The organism is Arsenicibacter rosenii, from assembly GCF_001870735.1.
GTDB lineage: Bacteria > Bacteroidota > Bacteroidia > Cytophagales > Spirosomataceae > Arsenicibacter > Arsenicibacter rosenii.
Genome location: NZ_MORL01000001.1, coordinates 356,986 through 380,609, shown reverse-complemented (window position 1 = coordinate 380,609; position 23,624 = coordinate 356,986). Strand labels below are relative to the sequence as shown.

Annotated in this window: 19 protein-coding genes; 11 read left to right on the top strand and 8 right to left on the bottom strand. The window is 53.1% G+C overall.

The annotated features are described in order from the left end of the window. Positions 1-6: 6 nt before the first annotated feature. From BLX24_RS01355 to BLX24_RS01340, 4 genes are read left to right on the top strand one after another with little or no spacing between them, the layout of a single operon-like run. Positions 7-1,374, top strand: a complete 1,368-nt coding sequence (locus BLX24_RS01355) for an O-antigen ligase family protein (protein WP_177225752.1) — start codon at positions 7-9, stop codon at positions 1,372-1,374. A 9-nt stretch (positions 1,375-1,383) separates the two neighbouring features. Beyond that, a complete protein-coding gene (locus tag BLX24_RS01350; protein WP_071501277.1) occupies positions 1,384-2,547 on the top strand; it encodes a glycosyltransferase family 4 protein in 1,164 nt (387 codons plus the stop codon). 15 nt (positions 2,548-2,562) lie between these two features. Beyond that, positions 2,563-3,717 (top strand): glycosyltransferase, encoded by a 1,155-nt coding sequence (locus BLX24_RS01345; RefSeq protein WP_071501276.1) that lies wholly within the window; start codon positions 2,563-2,565, stop codon positions 3,715-3,717. A 43-nt stretch (positions 3,718-3,760) separates the two neighbouring features. Then, a complete protein-coding gene (locus tag BLX24_RS01340) occupies positions 3,761-5,032 on the top strand; it encodes a replication-associated recombination protein A (protein ID WP_071501275.1) in 1,272 nt (423 codons plus the stop codon). Here BLX24_RS01340 and argC read toward each other — a convergent pair. From argC to lpxK, 4 genes are all read right to left on the bottom strand, one after another. Then, positions 5,029-6,009: an N-acetyl-gamma-glutamyl-phosphate reductase gene (argC, locus tag BLX24_RS01335; protein ID WP_071501274.1), complete on the bottom strand. Its 981-nt coding sequence runs from the start codon at positions 6,007-6,009 to the stop codon at positions 5,029-5,031. The genes BLX24_RS01340 and argC overlap by 4 nt on opposite strands. Positions 6,010-6,023: 14 nt before the next feature. After that, positions 6,024-7,343 carry a glycosyltransferase family 4 protein gene (locus BLX24_RS01330; protein ID WP_229201669.1) on the bottom strand — a complete coding sequence of 440 codons (1,320 nt, stop codon included), beginning with the start codon at positions 7,341-7,343 and terminating at the stop codon, positions 6,024-6,026. 65 nt (positions 7,344-7,408) lie between these two features. Further along, the gene (gene argG / locus BLX24_RS01325) at positions 7,409-8,599 is read right to left on the bottom strand and encodes an argininosuccinate synthase (protein ID WP_071501272.1); all 1,191 of its coding nucleotides are present in this window, start codon (positions 8,597-8,599) and stop codon (positions 7,409-7,411) included. Positions 8,600-8,693: 94 nt separating this feature from the next. Further along, positions 8,694-9,728 carry a tetraacyldisaccharide 4'-kinase gene (gene lpxK / locus BLX24_RS01320; protein ID WP_229201668.1) on the bottom strand — a complete coding sequence of 345 codons (1,035 nt, stop codon included), beginning with the start codon at positions 9,726-9,728 and terminating at the stop codon, positions 8,694-8,696. Between the two features lie 121 nt (positions 9,729-9,849). On the opposite strand from lpxK, the gene BLX24_RS01315 reads away from it, so the two are divergent. Next, the gene (locus BLX24_RS01315; protein WP_071501270.1) at positions 9,850-10,935 is read left to right on the top strand and encodes an o-succinylbenzoate synthase; all 1,086 of its coding nucleotides are present in this window, start codon (positions 9,850-9,852) and stop codon (positions 10,933-10,935) included. A gap of 60 nt (positions 10,936-10,995) precedes the next feature. On the opposite strand, the gene hemF is transcribed toward BLX24_RS01315, so the two are convergent. After that, the gene (hemF, locus tag BLX24_RS01310; RefSeq protein WP_071501768.1) at positions 10,996-11,907 is read right to left on the bottom strand and encodes an oxygen-dependent coproporphyrinogen oxidase; all 912 of its coding nucleotides are present in this window, start codon (positions 11,905-11,907) and stop codon (positions 10,996-10,998) included. An 87-nt stretch (positions 11,908-11,994) separates the two neighbouring features. Beyond that, positions 11,995-12,618 (bottom strand): AlbA family DNA-binding domain-containing protein, encoded by a 624-nt coding sequence (locus BLX24_RS01305; RefSeq protein ID WP_071501269.1) that lies wholly within the window; start codon positions 12,616-12,618, stop codon positions 11,995-11,997. Positions 12,619-13,047: 429 nt separating this feature from the next. Here BLX24_RS01305 and BLX24_RS01300 point away from each other — a divergent pair, with 429 nt between their 5' ends. From BLX24_RS01300 to BLX24_RS01275, 6 genes are all read left to right on the top strand, one after another. Beyond that, positions 13,048-13,344 carry a hypothetical protein gene (locus BLX24_RS01300; RefSeq protein ID WP_229201667.1) on the top strand — a complete coding sequence of 99 codons (297 nt, stop codon included), beginning with the start codon at positions 13,048-13,050 and terminating at the stop codon, positions 13,342-13,344. Positions 13,345-13,430: 86 nt separating this feature from the next. Next, positions 13,431-13,961 carry a ferritin gene (locus tag BLX24_RS01295; protein WP_071501268.1) on the top strand — a complete coding sequence of 177 codons (531 nt, stop codon included), beginning with the start codon at positions 13,431-13,433 and terminating at the stop codon, positions 13,959-13,961. Positions 13,962-14,082: 121 nt separating this feature from the next. Next, entirely contained in the window at positions 14,083-16,179 is a 2,097-nt protein-coding gene (locus BLX24_RS01290) for an outer membrane protein assembly factor BamB family protein (protein ID WP_071501267.1), read from the top strand. Between the two features lie 186 nt (positions 16,180-16,365). Further along, entirely contained in the window at positions 16,366-18,435 is a 2,070-nt protein-coding gene (locus BLX24_RS01285) for an alpha-L-fucosidase (protein ID WP_071501266.1), read from the top strand. Between the two features lie 67 nt (positions 18,436-18,502). Beyond that, positions 18,503-21,187, top strand: a complete 2,685-nt coding sequence (locus tag BLX24_RS01280) for an alpha-L-rhamnosidase (protein WP_083421780.1) — start codon at positions 18,503-18,505, stop codon at positions 21,185-21,187. Positions 21,188-21,266: 79 nt separating this feature from the next. Next, complete coding sequence (locus BLX24_RS01275; protein WP_071501264.1) at positions 21,267-21,980, top strand: class I SAM-dependent methyltransferase; 714 nt, start codon at positions 21,267-21,269, stop codon at positions 21,978-21,980. 182 nt (positions 21,981-22,162) lie between these two features. Here BLX24_RS01275 and BLX24_RS01270 read toward each other — a convergent pair whose 3' ends face one another. Continuing rightward, a complete protein-coding gene (locus BLX24_RS01270; protein ID WP_071501263.1) occupies positions 22,163-22,678 on the bottom strand; it encodes a hypothetical protein in 516 nt (171 codons plus the stop codon). Positions 22,679-22,754: 76 nt separating this feature from the next. Beyond that, positions 22,755-23,501: a dioxygenase family protein gene (locus BLX24_RS01265; protein ID WP_071501262.1), complete on the bottom strand. Its 747-nt coding sequence runs from the start codon at positions 23,499-23,501 to the stop codon at positions 22,755-22,757. Between the last annotated feature and the right edge of the window lie 123 nt (positions 23,502-23,624).

The window sequence follows — 23,624 nt, the reverse complement described above, 5'->3', positions numbered from 1 at the left end:
GATCTTATGCGGATTGTCCTCGGCATCTGCATGGTTGTCGACGGTCCGCCGTTAATTACGTTCCTGAAAGAAACTGTACACCTGGCACCAAACAGCCAGGCGTTTACGGCTGCCTTTCAGGGGCTTGGCTTTGTGCTGATGATTCCGTTTACCTTTCTCAGAAGGCTGTATACCCCAAATATTCTGCTCTTCTGGATGGCAATCTGGTTTATCATACTCTGCATATTTTACATGTTTTACTTCAACGGCGAACCCGGGTTTAAGGGCTATGCAACCGACCTGACCTATTTCGCCTTTTCGCTGGTATTCATCCTGTTGTTGCTCAATGTCCCGAACGACATCATTGAAGTAGCCATCCCGGTAATCATCCTGTTCACGTTTATTTCCAACCTGGCGCTGCTTTATGCCATGGTCACCGACCCGACCTGGAGCATCGGGCAGCGGGCAGCGATCAACTACGGGACAACGGATACCGGCGAACGGATGGGGAACCCACACATTTTTGCCCGGAATGCCCTCATGTGTGTGGTCGCCTGCGGTGTCTGGGCTTTCCGCTCCCAAACCGGTCCCCTGATGCGGATTGCCACCCTCTTTACCGGCGCATTCAGTATCGCTATTCTGATCATGACCCAGACGCGCTCCAGCATTGTCGCCCTGGCGATTGTGGTGGGCCTGTTTCTGTTCTTTAACGTGCGGCCCGCTCAGATTAAATCGGCCATCCGCGGCTTGCGGCACCCGTTCTCCCTGATTACGATTTTCCTGATGTTCTTTGCCTTTTCCATGTTTGTCCGCAAATACAATGATGTTTATGGTATCCTGTACGGATATGCCGTAAGCTTCATGGAGCGCAACCTGGAGAATGTCTATGCCCTGCTTGGGCTACAGTCATCAGGAGCTGCCTACAAAGCGGCGCTCGACGCCTCGGCAGCCAACCGTGCGGTGAGTGCCAATTTCTTTTCCAATGTGGTTGTCGGGCACATGGAAATGCTCATTTTCGGAAACGGCTATAAATTTCTGTACCTCGATGTGCCGGTTATGGAAGCCTGGGTAAACCACGGTATTCCCGGACTGGTCTTGTTCGGTGGCATGAATATTCTGATTCTGTACTACTGTTTCAGGGTTATGAAAAACAATCCGAACCCGCTGTCGACGTTCCTGGCCTATTTTTATATCCTGATATTCGTTCAGTTATTTACCAACGGAAGGCCGTATGAGCAATCTTTCTGGTATCCGTTAGGACTCATGATCCGCTTTATCGGCATCGAATCGCTGTTCCCTGTCCGGCTCTGGAATAATCCGCCATCGGTCGATTACAATGGCTATGCCGTGCCGTCGGCTCTCTCTGCAACCGATGATGAAACCGCGGCCTCGTAGCCTTCGTTCATGAAGATACTGATCGTACATAATCTGCTTTGGGCTCATTACAAGGCAAAGGTTTTTCAGGAGGTCGACCGGCTGGCCCGAACCTACCCGGATGTCGAGGTGAAGGTACTCCAGATTGCACGGAACGAGAAATCACGCAAAGGTCTCGAAACCAGCGACCCCGATACGCCGGTGTACCATTACCGGTACGAATTACTGTTTGACGCCTTTATCGAAGATACAACCGTAAAGCAGCGTACGAAAGCCTTACTGCAACACATCCGGTCTTACCAGCCGGATGTGCTCAATCTGACCGGCTATTACGATCCGGCTCAGCTCGCCTTATTGCTCTATGCTAAGCTAACCGGCATAAAGGTGATCATGCAAAACGAAAGCACTGCCGCCGACCACACACGCGGGGGGCTGAAGGAACGCCTTAAAAAAGCCATTTTCCGGCTTTGCGACGGCTTTTTCTGCTTCGGAACGCTTTCGGCTGACTACCTGACTTCGTCGGGGGTAAAGCCCTCTCAGATATTACTCAAAAAAAATGCTGTCGATAACGATGCCCTGCTGGAAGCCTGGACACGGGCCCGGCAAACCCGTACCGGGCAACAGCAGGCATTGGGTTTAAAGCCGCATAACTTCATTTTTGTAGGCCGGTTGATTGAGGTAAAAAACCTGATCCGGCTGGTCGAGGCCTTCGCCTCTGTCCGGCAAACCAACCCGGACTGGGGACTCATCCTGCTCGGCGAGGGGCCGATGAGCGGGGCTATTCAGCAACGGGCCAGGGAACTCAACGTGGCGGATGCGGTCACATCGTTGCCCGGTCGTGCCTGGTACAAGGTTCCGGATATACTGGCGCTGGCGGATGTGCTGGTGTTACCCAGTCTGTCGGAACCATGGGGGCTGGTTGTCAACGAGGCCATGGTCTGCGGCATGCCGGTGATCGTTTCCGACCGTTGCGGCTGCGTCGTGGATCTGGTCAGGGATCAGCAGAATGGTTTTGTCATCGATCCCGGGCAAACCCCGCAACTGGCCGGCGTCATGCATCGTTTCATGACCGGGGAGGTCGATCAGGCGGCAATGGGCGCGGTTGCACAGGAGATGATCCGGCCCTATTCGGCCGGAGCCGTGGCCCGTGAGATGCTCGAAGGCTTTTTAACCATTCACCGTACAAGACGCTAAACATAAACCATTCGCATGCGGATTCTGGATATTTGCGCTTATTCCTGGGAAATTGGCGGACCGCCGAAAATCATCTACGATCACACCAAAGTAGCGTTGGCCCTGGGCCACCAGGTTGACATTCTCAGCCCGATCTCACCCAATGAAAAACCCTATCCGGTCCCCGAGGGAGCACGCCTGATTCTGTGTAAGCGTACCCCGGTCATCAGTCGTTTTTTCCGTGAGTTTTCCGTTGAGCTTTACCAGTACCTGCAGCAGCATATTCACGAATATGATGTGGTGCACTGCCACGGGCTCTGGCACTTCGGCAGCATTGCCCCGTTTATGGTGGACAAAACGGTGATCAAAGCCATCACTACCCACGGCCTGCTCGATAAATGGGTGTATGCCCGCAGCTACTGGAAAAAACGGATCATGGATACGCTGGCCCAGAAAGCATACGTCCGGCGCGCCGATGTGGTGCAGATCAATAATACCGACGAGAAAGCGAACCTGGCAGAATACCTTGGCTTTCAGCACCCGAACGTCGTGGTCATTCCGAACGGCATTAATGTGGACGACTTTGCCAACGCACCGGCAAAAGGCACCTTTCGCCGGCAGTTCAACATCCCTGACGGGAAAAAACTGGTTTTGTTTATGAGCCGCCTCAACCTCAAAAAAGGCCTCGATATCCTGCTGCCGGCGTTTAAAGCCTACGCGCAGGAACACGACGATGCCTTTCTGGCCATTGCCGGTTCAGACGACGGCTACGAACAGGAGACCCGCGCATTTATTGAGCAAAACAACCTGTCGGGGAGTATGAAACTGGTGGGTATGCTCACCGGTGAAACCAAGCGGGCCGCCCTTGCCGATGCCGACATTTTTGCCCTTCCCTCCTATTCAGAAGGGTTCTCGATGGCCTGTCTGGAAGCCCTGGCCTCCGGTACACCCTCCTTGCTGTCGGACCGCGTTGGTTTTGGCGAATCACTGCGGGCCTATGACGCGGCCGAGCTGGTCGATCTCAACGTAGAGGGCGTCCACAAAGGGCTGATCAACATGCTCCAGTCTGCCGGACGGCGGGACGAACTGCGCCGGAATGCCTATCGCCTGATCAAAGAAAAATACGACATTAATATTGTAGCCCGTCAGTTGCTGGCCGCCTATGAAGCTGCCCTGCAACGACGAAAATAGGCTACGGGTTGCTCAGTGCCGCCGGATGGGGTAATTTCGCTGTATGAATAGTGAAACAACACCCCTACCCGAACGTGTCCGTCCCCGAACCCTGGATGACGTCATCGGTCAGCAAAAATTAATTGGACCCAAAGGAGCGCTGCGGCGGGCCGTTGATGCCGGCCGGTTACCGTCGATGATTTTGTGGGGACCGCCGGGCGTCGGTAAAACTACCCTGGCGCTGCTACTGGCCGAAGCCGTAAAACGCCCGTTTGTTTCGCTGAGCGCCATTAACGCGGGGGTAAAAGATGTGCGTGAGATCCTGGGCAAATCGTTTGGTTTTTTCCCGCCGGTCGTGTTCATCGATGAGATTCACCGCTTTAACAAAAGCCAGCAGGATGCATTGCTGGGAGCCGTGGAGAAGGGACAAATCACGCTGATCGGAGCTACTACCGAAAACCCGTCCTTTGAGGTGAACTCCGCTCTCCTCTCCCGTTGCCAGGTCTATGTGCTGGAACCGTTAAGCCGTGACGAGCTGATTCTGCTGGTAAATCGTGCCCTGAATCAGGACGAGTATCTGCGGTCGCGCCCGGTTCGGGTTGAGTCTTACGATGCATTGCTGCGCCTGTCGGGCGGTGATGGCCGTAAGTTGCTGAATCTGCTTGAGCTGGTGGTGACCAATCACGTCAACGCCGATGAACTGGTCATCTCCGACGACCTTGTTACATCTGTTGCCCAGCAGAATATTGCCCGGTATGATAAGTCGGGCGAACAGCACTACGACATTATTTCAGCGTTTATTAAATCCATGCGCGGCTCCGATCCGAATGCGGCCCTTTACTGGATGGCCCGCATGTTGCAGGCCGGCGAAGACCCTGTCTTTATTGCCCGCCGTATGCTGATTCTGGCTTCTGAAGATATTGGTAATGCCAACCCGACCGCGCTGATCATGGCCCAGAATGCCATGCAGGCCGTTCGGGTCATCGGGTATCCGGAGTCCAGAATTATTCTCTCCCAGGTAGTGGTTTATCTGGCGACCTCGCCGAAAAGTAACGCCAGTTACCTCGCCATCGATGAAGCACTCGCACTGGCCGAAAAAACCAGCCACCTACCGGTTCCGCTACACTTACGCAATGCTCCGACGAAGCTGATGAAGGAAATCGGTTACGGGCAGGCTTATCAGTATGCCCACAATTATGAAGGGAATTTTACCGAACAGAACCTCATGCCCGACGAGCTTCGTGGCCATAAGCTCTATGAGCCCGGCCACAATGCCCGCGAAGCCGAGATTCTGCGGAATCTGCAGAAGTGGTGGGGAGACTGGTACGGGTATTAGAAGGCTACCGGTTTCAGCCGGAGTCCCGTATCTTCCGGTAATCCAAAGATCAGGTTCATATTCTGAACCGCCTGACCCGATGCCCCTTTTGTCAGGTTGTCGATCACACTCGTAATCAATAGCTGATCGTCGTGCTTTTCCAGGTGAATCAGGCACTTGTTCGTATTGACAACCTGCTTCACGTCGACCGGTGTCGCGCTGCGGTGCGTAAACGGATGGCTGGCATAGTAGGCGTCAAACATGGCCTGAGCCTCTTCCAGCGTTCCGGCAAAGGGTGTATACACGTTGGCCATGATTCCCCGCGTGAAGTCGCCACGATACGGAATAAACTGAATGGCATGACCGAAATCCGGCTGCAGGCTTTTCAGGCTTTGTCCGATTTCCTTCAGGTGCTGATGCGTAAAGGCTTTATAAATCGACACGTTGTTGTTCCGCCACGTAAAATGAGTTGTGGCACTCAGCGCCTGACCCGCCCCGGTAGAACCGGTTACGGCGCTGACATGCACGTCGTCCGTCAGTTTACCGGCTGCGGCTAACGGCAACAGAGCCAGCTGAATACAGGTTGCAAAGCACCCCGGATTAGCCACTTTATAGGCTTCCTGAATCCGTTCGCGCTGTAACTCCGGCAAGCCATAAATAAAGTCATCTGATTCATCCCGGAAATCGGTGCTGAGGTCAATGACATTCAGATTTTCCGACAGTTCATGCGCCGCCAGAAACTTTGCCGATTCGCCGTGGCCCGAGCACAGAAAAATGACATCCAGCCCTTCCTGTGCCAGTAGTCCGGCGGTATCATCGCCGGAAAAACGAAGGTCCGTATCACCCAGCAAGTCGGTATGGGTAGCATACACTGGTTTGCCGGCCTGGCTTTTGCTGTGCACAAACGCGATGTTGGCGTGCGGGTGATTAATCAGAATGCGGAGTAATTCGCCTCCGGTATATCCGGCTCCGCCAATAATGCCAATGTTAATTTTCATAGTGGTAGTACTGCTTATGCAATACGTTTATACAACTCAATGTGTTCCTGAACAAACCGGTTCCGGGAAAACAATTTTGCCCGAGCGACCGCCCTGGCAGACATCTGTTGCCGCAAATCTGCCTCATTGACCACCGTCAGTATCGCCTGGCACAACGCATCCGCATCAGTTGGGTCCACCTGAATGGCGGCATCGCCGACCACTTCGGGCAACGACGATACGTTGGAGGTAATGACCGGTAAGCCACACTGCATGGCTTCGAGCGGGGGCAGGCCAAACCCTTCGTATAACGACGGATACACGAACACCAGGGCACCGCTGTACAACGCAGCCATGTTTTCGTCGGGCACAAAACCGGTCACGATTACCCTTGAGCGGATTTGTTCATTACGCCCGAGTTCACGCAAAATGGTATCAAACAGCCAGCCTTTCGTTCCTACAAGGACCAGTTTTGTTCCGTCGGTAAGTTCGCCGCTTCGGATCAGCCGTACAAAACAACGGATCAGGTGATCGATGTTTTTCCGGGGCTCCAGGGTGGCCACGCTTAACAGATAAGGCTGGTCTCCAAGATCAAACTGCTTCCGGACGGCTGCGATCTTTTGCTGGTCCTGCTCCCGGTAAAACAAGTCGGGGGAGGCCGCCAGCAGAATCGGCGTTACCCGACCGGGATCAAAACCGGTATAGGTACAAAAATCATTTTTCGTTGCCTGAGAAACGGTAATGACCTGTCCGTCTGCCGGAATCGATGCGATGGTCTGCCGGACCGTATTTTCGGATTGCTTAAACCACTCCGGATGCAGCAACGGGATCATATCATGGATCGTGACGACCTTGTGCACGGTCGGGGCCTGCCGGACTTCGTCGGGCAGGGGAAAGAATACCGAGTGGTAAACCGGATCCGGCGGAAAGGCCGCCACATCAAACCGGGAACGCTCACGATTCAGTATGTTTCGTAACCGGAAACCCGCTTGCCGGATGGCTTTAGAGAAGGCACTTTGCGGGCTGAACGGACGGAGCAGTGTATTTTCTATACCCGCCAAATGTTGCTCCAGCGACGGATTAACAAATGGCAGCGGCTGTCCTGGAATAGCCTTTTCCGCATATCGGATGGATTCACTCAGATTCGTCGGCGCAGCCAGGGATAAACGGACTTCCGGATGTTGGTATAATCCCAGAAACAGCTCTTCTAACACTCTGCTGACCCCTGTGCGGGCATGCCGGTGATAAAAACTCAATCCCAGCGGGCTTATGTCCAGCACTACATTCGGCATAAAGGAGACGCGAAACAGGGAGAAAAGGCAGACAGGCGCCTGCAGGAAAAACTGGTGAACCAAACGGTTTCGTATTCATTTACCCCTTTGCCCGGCTACCTCTCTGCCTTTCTTCCGCTGTTTCTCTCTTATTGATTTTTGATTTTTTCGTAAATCATGACCTGGTTCGACATTACTTTCGAGAAGCCCCGAACGTCGTCGCCCGTCCATGCATTATTCATTTCGCCATAGCTGCCGAATACAGACGACATCAGATCGTATGCCGACTCAATACCCAGCACGGTGAAGCGGTACGGCGCCAGTTGTACGTGCACCTTACCCGTCACATGGTTCTGCGTATCCGACAGGAAGGTTTCGATGTTGCGCATGACAGGGTCCATAAACTGGCCTTCATGCAGCATGGTACCGTACCAGTTTGCCATCTGATCTTTCCAGTACATCTGCCACTTCGTCAGCACGTGTTTTTCCAGCGTGTGATGCGCTTTGATGATAATCAGCGGAGCCGGTGCTTCGAAACCCACACGACCTTTAATCCCGATAATTGTATCACCGACGTGAATATCACGGCCGATGCCATACGGGCCGGCCAGTGCCGTCAGTTTGCGGATCGCGTCAACCGGATTCCCGAAGGTCTCGCCGGCAACACCAACCAGCTCCCCTTTTTCAAAGTCCAGGGTAATGGTTTTCGGCTCCGTTTCCGTTACCTGGGTTGGCCAGGCTGCTTCCGGCAAGTATCCGTTTGACGTAAGCGTCTCCCGACCACCGACCGATGTTCCCCACAATCCCTTGTTGATCGAGTAAGCCGCTTTATGCCACTCCTGATCAACGCCTTTGGCCTTCAGGTATTCAATTTCAGCCTCACGGGACAACCGCAGGTCACGGATCGGGGTAATGATTTCGGCATCCGGTGCAATGATCCGGAACGCCATATCGAAGCGTACCTGGTCGTTACCCGCACCGGTGCTGCCGTGCGCAATGGCCGACGCCCCGATTTCGCGGGCATACTCAGCGGCCGCAATCGCCTGGAAAATCCGCTCGGCACTTACCGACAACGGATAGGTATTATTTTTCAGGACGTTCCCGTAAACCAGAAATTTCAGACATTGCTGGTAATAGTCGTCCGTTTTAGCCATAGTTACGTGCTTTTTCACGCCGAGCGAATAAGCCCGCTCTTCGATGGCTTTCAGTTCGGCGTCCGAGAAACCACCTGTGTCAACCAGCACAGAATAAACTTCCATGCCCCGGTCTTCAGACAAATATTTGACACAAAACGAGGTATCCAGACCTCCACTAAAGGCAAGTACTACTTTTTGAGACATTAGCGTGTATGGCGGAGTCGTTTTCCGCTCAATTTTATTAATTGGCGGTGCAAATATCCGGGTTCTTCCGGTAAGATGCTTGATTTATTATTATTCAGTTCATCGTCCGGTCCAGTATTTTCCCGAATTCATCGTCTCCCGACAAAAATTTCACCCCGATCGGCAGGTAAAAAAGCGGTAGCCGTTGTTGCTCTTCCTCAGTAAACAATGCTGCCAGTTTTACCTGGTCTTTCTCGGTCGTCAGCAAAGCAACATCACCGGATAAATCCGCGATGATCCGGTCAAGGTCAGCCCGCGAATAGCGGTGATGGTCGCCGAACCGCTCATGCCGGAGCATGGTATACTGCGCCTTCACATATGCCTCCAGCGGACCGGCCTGCGCAATGCCGGTCACCAGAATGACTCTTGGCGGCATTGGTCCGGTATTTTGTTCTGAAAACGCGTTGGGTGTCTGATACGTCAGGCCCGCAAAAAAAACGGGGGTTCCGGCTCGGCTGTATTGCCGGATATGCCGGACAATGGCCTCCTGTTTCGTCACGGGCAGATCATCCGGGCATTTTGTGACAACAATCATATCGGCCCGCCTGGCCCCGTGCCGCCGCTCCCGCAGCCGGCCGGCCGGAAACGGGTGGTCGAGGTAAAACGGCCGGTTAAAGTCCATCAGCAGCACCGAAAGATGGGGTCTGACGGGCCGGTGCTGATAGGCATCGTCCAGTATAACCAGGTCGATAGCCGGCCGGAGAACCGCCAGCCGCGCCAGGGCAGCAACCCGTTTTTCACCCACAGTAATACACACCTCCCTGCCAAACTTCCGGTATACCTGCAACGGCTCATCGCCTATGGTTTCTGCCGTATCGGCCTCCGTAGCGATCCGGAAGCCCTTTGTTAACCGGCCATAGCCCCGGCTGAGGGTTGCGATTGTTCCGGCAGGTCGCCGGCCCGCGAAATACGCCAGCAAATATTCGACCATAGGGGTCTTGCCAGTACCCCCTACTGTCAGGTTACCGACACTGATTATTTTTTGTTGGGGGACCTGTGACCTTTGCCAGTTTTTGTCGTAACTAATATTACGAACATCAGTAACAAAACCATACAGGACGCTCAGCGGACGCAAAAAAAATGACAACACAATAAAGAATTGATCAAAATGCACCTTTTATCAGTGCATTTCATAAGAAAGTTGTTTTTATTAGCAGTCAAAGTTAGTTTTGCCGCCCGCAATTTCCTCACCGGAATTTGTTTATTGTCTCATGGCCCTTACATCCGACTACCTTACATACACGCTCAGGTTTCGATTTGAAGCCGGTACGTCGCGGGGCATCCTGACGGAGAAGACATCCTATATTATCCGGATTTACGACACCGACGACCCATCTGTTGTCGGCTTTGGCGAGTGTGGCCCCCTCAAAGGGCTTAGTTATGATGACCGGCCCGATTTCGAAGAACGTCTTGCGGAGGTCTGCCAATACTTCAATCAACTGGATTTACAGCTTTTTACCTGGAACATCCCAATCATTCTGAATCAGGTCATCGGCCAGGAGCTGCCAAGCGTATTGTTTGGCTTTGAAACGGCGATGCATGATTTTTTAACGGGAGGACAGCGCGTCATTCGTGACGGAGACTTTGTGAAGGGGCACCGCAGTGTCCCGATCAACGGGCTGATATGGATGGGTTCTCCTGACACGATGCGTCAGCAGATCGACGAAAAACTGGCCGCCGGTTATACAACCCTGAAACTCAAAATCGGTGCGATTGATTTTGAACAGGAATGCGACATACTGGCTTCCATCCGCGAACGATACACGTCCGGCCAGATTACCCTGCGCGTTGATGCCAACGGCGCTTTTGCACCCGATCAGGCCATGAACCGGCTCGAACGGCTCGCACAATACGCCATTCATTCCATCGAACAGCCCATCCGGCAGGGTCAGACCGATCTCATGGCCGAACTATGCCGGCATACGCCGATTCCGATTGCGCTTGACGAAGAGCTGATCGGCCACATGGAATACGTCGATAAATTCAAGCTGCTGAAAAAAATACAGCCTCAGTTTATTATTCTGAAGCCCTCCCTGCTGGGTGGTATGCGCCACTCCGATGAGTGGATTGAACTGGCCAACCGCCTGAACATCGGCTGGTGGATTACATCGGCTCTGGAATCAAATATCGGCCTGAATGCCATTGCACAGTATACGGCCCAGTTTAAACCGGTCATGCCGCAAGGATTAGGCACCGGACAACTGTATCACAACAATTTTGACAGTCCGCTGACCATTCAGCAAGGTCATCTCTTCTACCACCCTGAACACGCCTGGAACCTTAGTAGTCTGGCATAAAAACGCAAAATGGGATGAACGTTCATCCCATTTTGCGTTTTTATACGCCTGCCGGTTAGGTTACACCCAGTCAATTCCTTTTTTGAGTAACGACAGCGTATGCTGTTCCTTCGTACCGGTCCCGGGCTGGTGGTCATAGGCCCAGTTAGCCTGTGGTGGCAGACTCATCAGAATCGATTCGGTCCGGCCGTTCGACTCCAGCCCGAATTTCGTGCCGCGATCCCAGACGAGATTAAATTCGACGTAGCGACCGCGCCGCAGGTATTGCCACTGCTTTTCGGCCTCTGAAAACGGAAGATCCCGGTTTTTGTGCATGAAATGCGTATAGGCCGGTGCAAAGGCGTTTCCGACATCCTGCACAAACGAAAACAGGTCCTGCTTCGTCACCGTTTCTGACGGCTTGAGGTAATCAAAGAATATGCCCCCTATCCCGCGCGTTTCCTGCCGGTGCCGGATGTAAAAATAGTCGTCGGCCCAGGCTTTAAACTTCGGATACCAGGCCGCATCGTGACGGTCGCAAACGCCTTTCAGGTGCGCATGAAACCAGCGGGCATCTTCCTCAACCACGTAATGCGGTGTCAGGTCAATGCCTCCGCCGAACCAGAAAATACCGTTGCTCAGCTCGAAATACCGGACATTCATGTGGATGATCGGCACCATCGGATTGGTAGGGTGCAGCACAATCGACACCCCGGTGGCATAGAACTCAGCCGGTTCTGTCTGGTTGAGCTGCCGGAGGGTGGCCTCATTGGCCGGCCCGTGAACCGCCGAGAACAGGACCCCTCCTTTCTCAATGACGGCTCCGTTCTGGATAATCCGTGTCCGGCCACCGCCGCCTTCCGTACGCTCCCAGGTATCCTCCTGAAACCGGCCAATGCCATCTGCGTCTTCCAGCGCCTGACAAATGCGGTCCTGTAAACCGGTAAAAAAATGGGTTATGGTTGTTCTGTCGGGAAGCCCGTTATCGTTCATTTCTGCCATACGTCATAAGGCTGCCCGTTGCAGGAGTAGCCGTAATTTGAGCCGCAAAATTAGCGGGTTCAACCGAATCAAAGCCGGTTAGTCCGAAACTTTCAGTGAATAACGGGGCGGGCGGGGCCGGTCAATCATCAGCAGCAGACCTTTTTCCGTGTACTCCCGAAGCATTTTTTCGGCCCGCTGATCAGAAACGTTAATTAACTGAGCCATTTTGGCGGCGGTTATGGTGTCATTTTTCCGGAAATACTGTAACAACATCCGCACATTCGGCGTTTGCAGCAGCTTGGTATCGACCGCATTTTCAGACAAAATCAGCTTATTGGTAGGAATGGATTTATCCTTCGACCGGACATACAGAATTTTGTGACCACGCTCGTCAATGGCTTTTACCGGTTTCTCTTCGCTTTCGGGTACGTTGACAAGCAGTACCTCCTTACCTTCAAAAGTGATTACTTCGTAGCTGATTGACAGGGGGGGTTCAGTAAAAAAATCGGTCGCTTTCTCTATTTTCTGCATTTCATGGTATTCCGATTCAATGCCCGACACCCCGCCGTCGTCATCTACACCAACAATCAGGAGTCCGCCGGATGTATTCGCAAACGCCACAAGCGTCTTGGCAATACGGGGTGCCGACGACACCGTACTCTTAAACTCTAACCGGGTTCCTTCTCCTTGATTAATCAATTCTGCAAGATTATAAGGCATCCTGTTCGGTGGCTTGTTACGTCCGTAATTGCTGATACAAACTACGAAAAAGTTTTATGTCTTCCGTTTTCTTTACAGCCTATGTCGTATGGTTATTATCGAAAGCACGTATTTGCGCACTTAATCCGGTAACGTTCGTGCAACCGTTTTGTTTATTTATTTAACTTTTTTTCTTATCGATATATGGTAAAAGGTTATATTTGCCTTAATGAAATAGTTAAGTTGAGTACCGCAAGTACTCAGATAATCCCGGCTTCAGCTTGAAAGCCGGGATTTTTGTTTTATCCGCAAATATTTTTATTTAGATTTTTTCTAAATAAAAATATTGGTTTTATTTTTGCGTGGCCATTAGCCGAAACGTCGTATACCATGCAAATTAACTGGCAGGTTGTTTATCAGACTACCAAAGGATCTGTCTTCCAATGTACTTTGACAAACCGGTTCATTGTGGAGTTCAGTCATACGCAGACGAGTTTTTCTGTACTGGATTTCCGGCAATTCCGGCGTATGGTCAATGCCATCGATATGCGGCAAATGGCCCTCAGGACCGATGATGCGCATGACGTAGCGATTCTTTCTCCTCCCCATACCGACCGGTGCTTTGTGCTGACACTCTGTGAAGTCGTTCATTTACGCGATCTGCTCAACGGCGCCGGCTTCATGCTTGATCTCAACCGCATGCTCAGTGACTGCGGCTGTTCGTTTCCGGAGGAGGTCATTGCTTAACGTTTCGGTGCCGGTTGCTGCTTCTGTCCGTTGTTATATACCAATTACTTTACTTTTTCTGATTATCAACTATCCATTCGTTTCTCATGAAAGACATTGTCAGACTTCGTACGTCGATTAAGGAAGATATTGAGCAGATTCTGAATCAGCAGATTCTGATGGAGTTCGAATCATCATCAAAATACCTGGCTATGGCCAGCTGGTGTGACCGTAACGGTTTCGAGTTTTCGGCCGGCTTTTTCTACAAGCAGTCGGATGAAGAACGCCAGCATGGGCTCAAAATTTTCCATTACCTCTGCGATCAGGGGGTAGTTGCCGTGACACCGGCTATCGGTGCCGTTCAGATCGAATTTGATACGCTGCGGTCTGTTTTCGAAGCGGCTCTTGAACAGGAAATTTCGGTAACAAACGCCATAAACCGGATCATCGCTACCTGCCGCCGCGAAAATGATTACATCACCGAGGAGTTTCTGCGGTGGTATGTGAAAGAGCAGATGGAAGAAGAGTTCATCGCCCGCCGGTGTCTCGATCTGTTTAACCTCATCCCGGCCGATGACACCCTCCGGCTCGACAAGGAACTGGCCCGCGTTACATTCACCGGCGAAACGGTTGACTAAATCCCGAACGTCCTGCCCGTGTCAGCAGGACGTTTTTTCTTTTTGCTGACAGTAGAAAAGGCCTCGTTTTCACTCCTGTACGTAGCAACGCAATACCACTAAACCGGCTCTGTTCAGGCGTATGAAACGTGTCATCCTCTCCCTTTGTCTGCTCCTCCCGATTGTATGGGCAAGCACCGCCCCCCCTGACATCAACTGGACGGAATACAACGGTGACGGCACCCGCAGCCACTACGCTCCGCTTAACCAGATTACGACAGAAAACGTACAGCAGCTACAACCGGCCTGGTCATTCCGGTCATCCGATGCCGATACAGTACATAACCGGAGCCAGATTCAGTGCAATCCGATTATCATCGACGGTATACTCTATGGTGTTTCGCCGGCTACGCAGGCCTTTGCGCTTGACGCCCGGACCGGTAAACTTCGCTGGAAAACCGACCTGACAGATAACGGCGGAACCACCAGCCGCGGGGTTACCTACTGGCGCGACGGGCAGGATGTCCGCATTTTTTTCGGTGCAGGGAAGTGGCTGTATGCACTCGACGCCAACACCGGTCAACTGGTCCGGACCTTCGGGGACGCCGGACGCATCGATCTCACAGCGGGCATCAAACGGCCCGGCGGCGATGATTATGCCCGGATGAATACGCCGGCTACCGTATACCGGAACAACCTCATCGTCGGTGCGCGGCTTTCAGAGGGCGAAACCGCTCTTTTGGGCGATATCCGGTCGTTTGATACCCGAACCGGCACGCTGCTATGGACCTTTAAAACCATTCCGGAGCCAGGTTCGCGCGCCTACGCAACCTGGGCCCCGGCCAAACCCCGCGAACGTCTGGGGGGCGCCAACGCCTGGGCCGGTATGGCCATTGACCGCGAGCGGGGTATTGTGTATGCCCCAACCGGTTCGGCAGCCTTCGACTTTTACGGCGGTAACCGCAAGGGCGACAATCTGTATGCCAACTGCCTGCTCGCCCTCGATGCCAATACCGGCAAACTGCTCTGGCACTTTCAGTTTGTCCACCACGACATCTGGGACCGTGACCCACCCTCACCGCCAAACCTTTTGACCGTTACCCACCACGGCAAACGCATCGATGCCGTGGCGCAGACAACCAAACAAGGGCACGTGTTCGTTTTTGACCGCGTAACGGGCAAACCCCTCTTCCCGATTATTGAAAAGGCCTTTCCGCAATCGCACATCGCAGGCGAACAACCGGCTCCGACTCAGCCCGTTCCGCTAAAACCGGCTCCGTTTACCAAACAGACGTTTACCGAACAGGACGTTAACGCGTGGGCGTCGAACCGCGACGAGATCATCGCCACCCTGCGTAAGGCACGCACCGGTAGTCCGTATATGCCGTTAACTGAAGCCATGACACTTTTCTTTCCCGGTACCGATGGCGGAGCGCAATGGGGCGGTTCGGCGACCGATCCGGAAGGAACGATCTACATTCCGGCCAAGCAAAATCCATGCTTTACGTCCCTGGTCCGCCGTGAAGCCCCTGCCGCCACGGCTTCCATCACGGGCGCACAGCTCTATACCCGCAACTGCTCGGCCTGCCACGGCACCGACCGGCGGGGGAACCATGATGGCTCTTACCCGTCGTTGCTTGGTCTGGAAAAACGGTATACCCCCGACGCGGTAAACCAGATTATGCTGAAAGGACGTGGCATGATGCCTTCCTTTTCTCACATTCCCGAAGCCGAACGAAAGGCGATTCTGGCTTTTTTGATGAATACGGGCAATCCGGCTACCGTTCAGGGAGCGGTTGCCAAATCAACAGAAATTCCCTATCAGCATACCGGCTACAACCGCTGGTACGACAGCAAAGGCTATCCCGTCAGCAATCCGCCGTGGGGCACCTTAACCGCCATTGACCTGAACACAGGTGAACATCGCTGGCAAATTCCGCTGGGCGAATATCCGGAACTTACCCGCCAGGGCATCGCTCCCACCGGAACGGATAACTATGGCGGTCCGCTCGTCACCGCCGGGGGGCTGGTGTTCATCGCTGCCACAAAAGACGAAATGTTCAGGGCATTTGATAAACGGACCGGCAAATTGGTGTGGCAGGCGAAACTGCCCGCAGCCGGCTATGCCTCGCCGAGCACGTACACCGTCAATGGCAAACAATACATCGTGATCGCCTGTGGCGGCGGCAAGCTTAATACCAAATCCGGAGACCAGTACATTGCCTTCGCCCTGAACTGATTTTTTCTGACAGGATTAACAGGACTTAACATAGTACCGGCACTCTTTTTTTCTTTTACTACCCGTTTTACCAGAATCAGCGCTAAAACTTAATCATGTCCATCCTGTAATCCTGTCAAAATCTGTTCAAACGTGTAATTTGCAGGTCAATTCTCAACTATTCGACGCATAATTTCTCATCAGTAGATGAACAAACTCACGTTAATGACCCTGTTGGGTCTTAGTGCCAGCCCGTTACTGGCGCAAAAAACACCCCCACCGGCACCCTACGGAGCCGTGCCGACTCCTCAGCAGATTGCCTGGCAGAAAATGGAGTACTACATGTTTATCCATTTCGGGCCTAATACGTTTACCAACAAAGAGTGGGGCCACGGCGACGAAGATCCGAAGGTCTTTAACCCGACCCAGCTCGATGCCCGCCAATGGGCCCGTACGGCCAAAGCGGCCGGCATGAAAGCCATCATCATTACGGCCAAACACCACGATGGGTTTTGCCTGTGGCCAAGTAAATTCAGTACGCATACCGTCCGCGAAAGTGCCTGGAAAGATGGCAAGGGCGACGTCCTGCGCGAACTGTCAAACGCCTGTAAGGAATACGGACTGAAATTCGGGGTCTACCTGTCTCCCTGGGACCGCAACCACCCGAAATACGGCACGGACGAGTACAACCAGATTTTTGCCAACACCCTGAACGAGGTACTGGGCAACTACGGCGATGTGTATGAACAGTGGTTCGACGGGGCCAACGGCGAAGGCCCGAACGGGAAGAAGCAAGTCTATGACTGGCCGCTTTTCCATAGTGTGGTGTTCAAGAACCAGCCCAAAGCGATTATTTTCAGCGACATAGGCCCTGGTTGCCGGTGGATGGGAAATGAAGAAGGAATTGCCGGCGAAACCAACTGGTCGACGCTGAACGTCAAAGGCTTCGGTATGGGCAGCGAGGCTCCGCCAACGAATGTCCTCAACACCGGTAACGAAAACGGAGAACGCTGGATTCCGGCCGAAGTCGATGTATCCATCCGGCCCGGCTGGTTTTATAGCCCCGATACCGATGACCGTGTGAAGTCGCTGAACCACCTGCTTAAAATTTATTACGCGTCGGTGGGCCGCAACGGCAACCTGCTCCTGAACGTGCCGGTATCCCGCAAAGGGCTTATTCACCCGAATGACTCAACCCGCCTGATGGAGTTCCGCCGGACCATCGACGAGTCGTTCAAAACAAACCTGGCCCTGCGGAAGGCCGTTACCGGATCGGAAGTACGTGGCAACGACAAAGCCTACGCGGCCACCAACCTGACCGACGGCAATTTCGACAGTTACTGGACCACCAACGACAACACCCGCCAAGGGTCATTCATCGTCGATCTGGGTAAACCTACTGACGTAAACCGTGTGGTGTTACAGGAGTACATTCCGTTGGGACAGCGGGTGAAATCGTTTAAACTGGAAGCCTGGAACGGATCGGCCTATGAAACGATTGATCAGCAGACGACAATCGGCTACAAGCGCATTCTGGCCTTCCCGACCCGGAAAACGGCTAAAATCCGCGTAACCATTCTGGATGCGCTGGCGTGTCCGGTTATCTCGGAGTGCAGCGTTTACAAAGCCCCGGAACTACTCTCTACCCCGGCTATCAACCGGAGCAAACAGGGCCTTGTCAGCATCACCACCGAACTGGCCGACCCGATTATCCGGTATACTACCGACGGATCAGAACCTGCGGTGTCGTCGCCGGTATATGCGAAACCGTTTGAGCTGGTCCAGGGGGGAACGGTTAAGGCGAAGGCCTTCATTCTGAACGGGTCAAAATCGACGGAAACGGTTCGGGCTTCGTTTGACCTGGCTCCGGCCAAATGGTCGGTCGTAAACAGCAAGGATAACCGCGCCATCGACTCTAATCCGAATTCGGTATGGGTCAGTAACCGCCCGGATGCCGGTAAAAAATACCCGCATGAACTGGTCATCGACCTCGGCGAAGCGTTGAATCTCACCGGCTTCACCTATACGCCCCGTCAGGATAATAACCACAGCGGCACCATCTACCGCTACAGTTTTTACGTGAGTCAGGACGGTCAGAACTGGCAGCCGGTGCAGGAAAACAGTGCGTTTGCCAACATTAAAAACAACCCGGTCAAACAGGAAATCCGTTTTCCGAAAACGTACGGGGCCCGTTTTGTTAAGCTGGTGGCCCTCGCTCCTGCCAATGATGCGGATTCGCAGGCTTCGGCTGCGGAAGTCGGTGTACTGGTGAACTAATATGATTTATGGGGCAACTCCATTTGGGCAACCACGTGGGGTTGCCCCTACAGTTATGAAACCCGATATGAAACCTTTATTAACGATATTCCTGACGCTTCAGCTGGGCGCGGTAATGGCTCAGAAACCGGCCTGTGTGCCAACGGGTTTACAGTGTGAACACCTTGTTAATCCGCTGGGTCTCGACACGCCGGCACCCCGGTTTTCGTGGCGACTGGACGACAGCCGCCGTGGGGCGCGGCAAACTGCCTGGCAGCTGGCCGTCGGTACCGATTCGGCGGCGCTGGCGGGGGGAAAAGCTGATAGCTGGCAAACGGCTAAAACAGCGACCAATCAGGGGCTGGTTACGTATCAGGGCAGTTCGCTGAAACCCTTTACTACCTACTTCTGGCGCTTAACGGTTTGGGACAAAGACGGGAAACCGGCATCTTCGGCCATTGCCCGCTTTGAAACCGGCATGATGCAGCAGAAAAACTGGCTCGGGGCCTGGATCAGTGATGTCAACAACGTCGATCTGAAACCCGCGCCTTACTTCCGGAAGGGATTTACAGTTACCAAAAAAATCAGGTCAGCACGGGCGTATATAGCGGCAGGGGGGCTATACGAGCTGTATATCAACGGCGAAAAAACGGGTAACCACCGGCTCGATCCCATGTATACCCGCTTCGACCGGCGTACGCTTTACGTAACCTACGACGTAACCAAACAGCTTCAGACGGGCAAAAATGCCATTGGCGTGCTTCTGGGCAACGGGTGGTATAACCACCAATCAACGGCAGTCTGGTATTTTCACCAGGCACCGTGGCGGGCGCGGCCAACCTTCTGCCTCGACCTGCGGATTACCTACGACGATGGCACCACTGAAACCATTGCCTCCGGCAAAGACTGGAAAACAGCCCTGAGCCCTGTCATTTTCAACTCCATTTATACGGCCGAACACTACGACGCCCGCCTCGAACAACCCGGCTGGAATACCGCCTCCTTTGATGACGCGACCTGGAAAAACGTGCTGCTGCGGGCGGCTCCGTCGACGAATGTGGTGGCCCAGGCCATGCATCCGGTCCGTAATGTCGAAGCCATCCCCGCCCGGCAGATGCGCCGGATTAACGACACAACCGTGGTCTTTGACCTCGGGCGCACTATTTCCGGCGTGAGTCAGTTCAGGGTGAGCGGCCCGGCCGGCACCGTGATCCGGCTCAAACATGGCGAACGCGTTTATCCGACCGGTCTGGTGGACATGTCGAACATTGACGTACACTACCGCCCGACCGACAAGTCGGATCCGTTTCAGACCGACATTTTCATCCTGAACGGCAAAGGAGACGAGCAGTTTATGCCGCATTTTAATTACAAAGGCTTCCAGTATGTTGAGGTCACCAGCAATAAACCGCTCACACTGAGCGAGAAAAACCTGACCGGTTATTTTATGCACAGCGATGTGCCACCGGCGGGTCTGGTTTCTTCTTCCAGCGAGACGATCAACAAACTGTGGTGGGCGACCAATAATTCGTACCTCTCGAACCTCTTCGGCTACCCGACCGACTGCCCGCAGCGGGAGAAAAACGGCTGGACCGGTGATGCCCACATTGCCGTCGAAACCGGACTTTATGGCTTCGATGGCATTACGATCTACGAAAAATGGCTGGCCGACCACCGCGACGAACAGCAGCCCAACGGCGTACTGCCGTCGATTATCCCGACCGGTGGCTGGGGCTATGAATGGGGCAACGGCCCCGACTGGACCAGCACCATCACCCTCATTCCGTGGAATGTCTACCTGTTCTACGGCGACAGCAAGATTCTGGCCGACAACTACGAGGCCATGAAACGGTATGTCGACCGGATCACGGCCATCAGCCCGAACGGTCTGACGACCTGGGGTCTGGGCGACTGGGTGCCGGTAAAATCTAAAACGCCGGTTGAGTTTACATCGTCGGTGTATTATTTTACGGATGCCTCCATCGTTGCCAAAGCGGCTAAAATTCTTGGCAAACAGGCTGATTTTGTGGCCTATACTGCTCTGGCCAACAAGATCAAAAACGCGGTCAATGCGAAGTACTACCATCCGGAGACCGGGTTGTATGGGCAAGGGGTGCAGACCGAGCTGAGTGTTCCGTTGCATTGGGGTATTGTGCCCGACGATCAGAAGTCAAAAGTGGCCGCCAATCTGGCCAAACGGGTTCAGGCTGACAATACGCATCTGGACGTTGGGTTGCTGGGAACCAAATCCATCCTGAACGCACTGAGCGAGAACGGCTATGCCGATATTGCCTATCAGGTAGCCTCGCAGGAAACCTATCCGTCGTGGGGCTGGTGGATCAAAAACGGCGCAACAACCCTGTACGAGAACTGGCCGATTGATGCTAAAAGTGATATTTCGATGAACCACATCATGTTCGGCGAGATCGGGGCGTGGCTGTACAAAGCTCCGGGTGGCATCAAGCCCGATCCGGAGCAGCCCGGTTTCCGGAACATCTTGCTGGAACCCCATTTTGTAAAGGGGCTCAACCAGTTTGAGGCGGCCCACGAAGGCCCCAACGGCCTGATTAAATCGGCCTGGTCGCGGGGGAGTGACGGCATTACCTATTCTGTTGTTGTTCCGGCCAATTCCGGAGCCACCCTGACCCTGCATCTGTCCCCCGGACAACAACTGTGGGAAAACGGCCAGGTCGTGAAACCGCTACAAACGACTTCAGGCAATACGGCCAGGTATACCTTACAGGCAGGCAGTTATTCATTTAGTATCCGTTAAACTGACAGAAACTTTCCGGGAACGGTCGCCGGACGGCCCTGTTCCCGGCAGGCAAAATCCACACCCAAAGAAAAACAACATGGAAGATATTTATGCATCAGACTATGTAAAACGGCTTTTCGATAGCATGGCCGGCTCATACGAACGAATGAATTACATCACTTCGTTTGGTTTTTCAATCCGGTGGCGGAAGCAATTCATACGTGCGCTGGGGGATAGTTCAGCTGACATACAAGTCATTGACTTATTATCGGGTCTGGGTGAAAACTGGACAATGCTGACAAACCAGTTCCCAAATGCCCGGTTTACCGCCTTAGATTTTTCAGCGCGCATGTGCCAGATAAGTCAGCAAAAATATGGGAACAGGCCCGGCATTACATTCAGGATACTGCATCAGGACGTACTGCAAAACAACCTGTCAGCGAATCAATACGATGTCATCACCTGCGCCTATGGACTGAAAACCTTTAATAAAGAACAACTCAGCAAACTGGCCGGTGAGGTCTGCAGAATCTTAAAACCGGGAGGGCGATTCACGTTTATTGAGGTATCAAAGCCCCGCAACAAACTATTATTGTTTTTTTACAGATTGTATCTGAAACACACTATCCCGATACTTGGCAAATTATTCCTCGGCAATCCGGATGACTATAGGATGCTCTGGACCTACACCGAGAAGTTTGGCGATGCATCAGCTGTGCAGGAAATCTTTCAACGCTATCCGTTAGATGTCCGTTTTGATTCATATTTCTTTGGCTGCGCTACCGGAATCAGTGGTATAAAAAGGCACTAATCTACCGTTACAGTCAGATGGTACAAAAAGCCTTCGCGGCCGACTGCTTTCCTCCTCATCCCTGTTCTTTTGCGGTTCGGCACACCAGACGATGCGGCTTTCCGGAATGCATGGCTTTTGCATAAACCGGCTCCCGGAACCGGCAGCCCTGCTCTTTGTCGGGATGACAAAAAAATCAGAGATCACGGTTTTGTGAAAAACGAAACGCTGAGGTATGGCTGGAGCGCAATCATATCGGTTTCGAGTTCCTGACCGGCGGAGAGGGCTTCGCGCTGGTCACCGTAGGCAATCAGCAGGTTATTACCGATGGTATCTATCCAGGTCAGCGGGTCGCTGTAAAAAGAAATGGCCACTTTATGCGCTTCTTTCCGGCTGACGTGCGAATGAACGATCTCGAACCTGAACTGGCTAAACGGCAGGCACAATTTACCCGATACATTGGCAATATCGGGAATAACCTGGTTCAGCTGACGGATATATCCGGCTGCCGCCGTGCTGGTCAGGTAATGCAGGCGGTCGGCCCCCGGTACCTGATCGAGTAGTTCCTGAAATGTCTGACAGCTACCGGCCTGGTTGTAGAACTGCGACTGCATGTAAAACTCCTTCCAGGTGTCCTCAAACACATACTGGTCCCACGTTTTTACTGACGACGCGTCAATTAGTTTACGGTAGCTTAACCGGATGAGTCCTTTTGCCATAACAACAGAATAAAGGGAGCAATTTGAAAACGGCCGGCGACAGGCTCGTCTGCCGCCGGCCGGAAGTTACCGGTTTCTAGGCACTTACCACAATCGTGTGTGTCAGCGTGAAACCTGCCGACAGGCTGCCCGAAACGGTCGCCAATTCATTCGTGAAGCCATCACTGAATACATTATCCGTTTCGTTTTTGGTGTCCTGTGAGCCTTTGGTATAGCCATATGACTGGCCGGTGGTGTAAACCAGATTGGAAATATCGTAAGGAAACGTAATCTGCGTAACGAGCAATGACTTACCGGATGCGTTGTAGATATGCACGTGAATATGCGGTGCCCGGCTGGCATACCATCCCGGAAAAATGGAGGTGAAGCTCACCAGGCCATTGCTGTCGGTAGTCTGACGGCCGCGCAGGAAGTCGACCGACGTATAGTTGACCGATTGCATACTGGTACCGCCGTATTCGGAGTAGTAACCGTCTTTGTCGCAATGCCAGATGTCGACCAGGGCGCCCGACAGAGCGGCGCAGCTGCTGTTGGCATTCTTAATGGTAATGTTGATGGTAAAGGCTACCCCCGTACGGTCGTCGCGGATATCTTTGCGGACCAGATTACCGGGCGTTTTAGTTGGGAAAGGTCCCTCAGTTTCAGAAGGCGTTACGGAGCAATTGCCGGTGGAGCTGCCGTTCGTCGAACCGGTTGAGGTACTGGTGCCGGTCGATGACGGCGTAACGTCTGTGTCGGTTTTACAGGCTTGTGCCAACGGAGCGATTGCGGCAAAGCCTAACAGGCTCCCGAAACCACGTTTTAAAAATTCTTTACGTTCCATAATGACTGACGGCTTTATGATGAGCGATTGAGGTTAGATTCAGCAAGAAATAGCTTTCTGATTGTATTGCCTTTTACGGTCAGATACATTGCCTTGTTGCAACAGAAGCCGTATTTGCGGTTA

Excerpts from the sequence above, each read along its gene's own strand:
- BLX24_RS01355 (WP_177225752.1), top strand. The coding sequence starts at position 7 with ATGCGGATTGTCCTCGGCATCTGCATGGTTGTCGACGGTCCGCCGTTA.
- BLX24_RS01350 (WP_071501277.1), top strand. The coding sequence starts at position 1,384 with ATGAAGATACTGATCGTACATAATCTGCTTTGGGCTCATTACAAGGCA.
- BLX24_RS01345 (WP_071501276.1), top strand. The coding sequence starts at position 2,563 with ATGCGGATTCTGGATATTTGCGCTTATTCCTGGGAAATTGGCGGACCG.
- BLX24_RS01340 (WP_071501275.1), top strand. The coding sequence starts at position 3,761 with ATGAATAGTGAAACAACACCCCTACCCGAACGTGTCCGTCCCCGAACC.
- argC (WP_071501274.1), bottom strand. The coding sequence starts at position 6,009 with ATGAAAATTAACATTGGCATTATTGGCGGAGCCGGATATACCGGAGGC.
- argG (WP_071501272.1), bottom strand. The coding sequence starts at position 8,599 with ATGTCTCAAAAAGTAGTACTTGCCTTTAGTGGAGGTCTGGATACCTCG.
- BLX24_RS01315 (WP_071501270.1), top strand. The coding sequence starts at position 9,850 with ATGGCCCTTACATCCGACTACCTTACATACACGCTCAGGTTTCGATTT.
- hemF (WP_071501768.1), bottom strand. The coding sequence starts at position 11,907 with ATGAACGATAACGGGCTTCCCGACAGAACAACCATAACCCATTTTTTT.
- BLX24_RS01305 (WP_071501269.1), bottom strand. The coding sequence starts at position 12,618 with ATGCCTTATAATCTTGCAGAATTGATTAATCAAGGAGAAGGAACCCGG.
- BLX24_RS01295 (WP_071501268.1), top strand. The coding sequence starts at position 13,431 with ATGAAAGACATTGTCAGACTTCGTACGTCGATTAAGGAAGATATTGAG.
- BLX24_RS01290 (WP_071501267.1), top strand. The coding sequence starts at position 14,083 with ATGAAACGTGTCATCCTCTCCCTTTGTCTGCTCCTCCCGATTGTATGG.
- BLX24_RS01285 (WP_071501266.1), top strand. The coding sequence starts at position 16,366 with ATGAACAAACTCACGTTAATGACCCTGTTGGGTCTTAGTGCCAGCCCG.
- BLX24_RS01280 (WP_083421780.1), top strand. The coding sequence starts at position 18,503 with ATGAAACCTTTATTAACGATATTCCTGACGCTTCAGCTGGGCGCGGTA.
- BLX24_RS01275 (WP_071501264.1), top strand. The coding sequence starts at position 21,267 with ATGGAAGATATTTATGCATCAGACTATGTAAAACGGCTTTTCGATAGC.
- BLX24_RS01270 (WP_071501263.1), bottom strand. The coding sequence starts at position 22,678 with ATGGCAAAAGGACTCATCCGGTTAAGCTACCGTAAACTAATTGACGCG.
- BLX24_RS01265 (WP_071501262.1), bottom strand. The coding sequence starts at position 23,501 with ATGGAACGTAAAGAATTTTTAAAACGTGGTTTCGGGAGCCTGTTAGGC.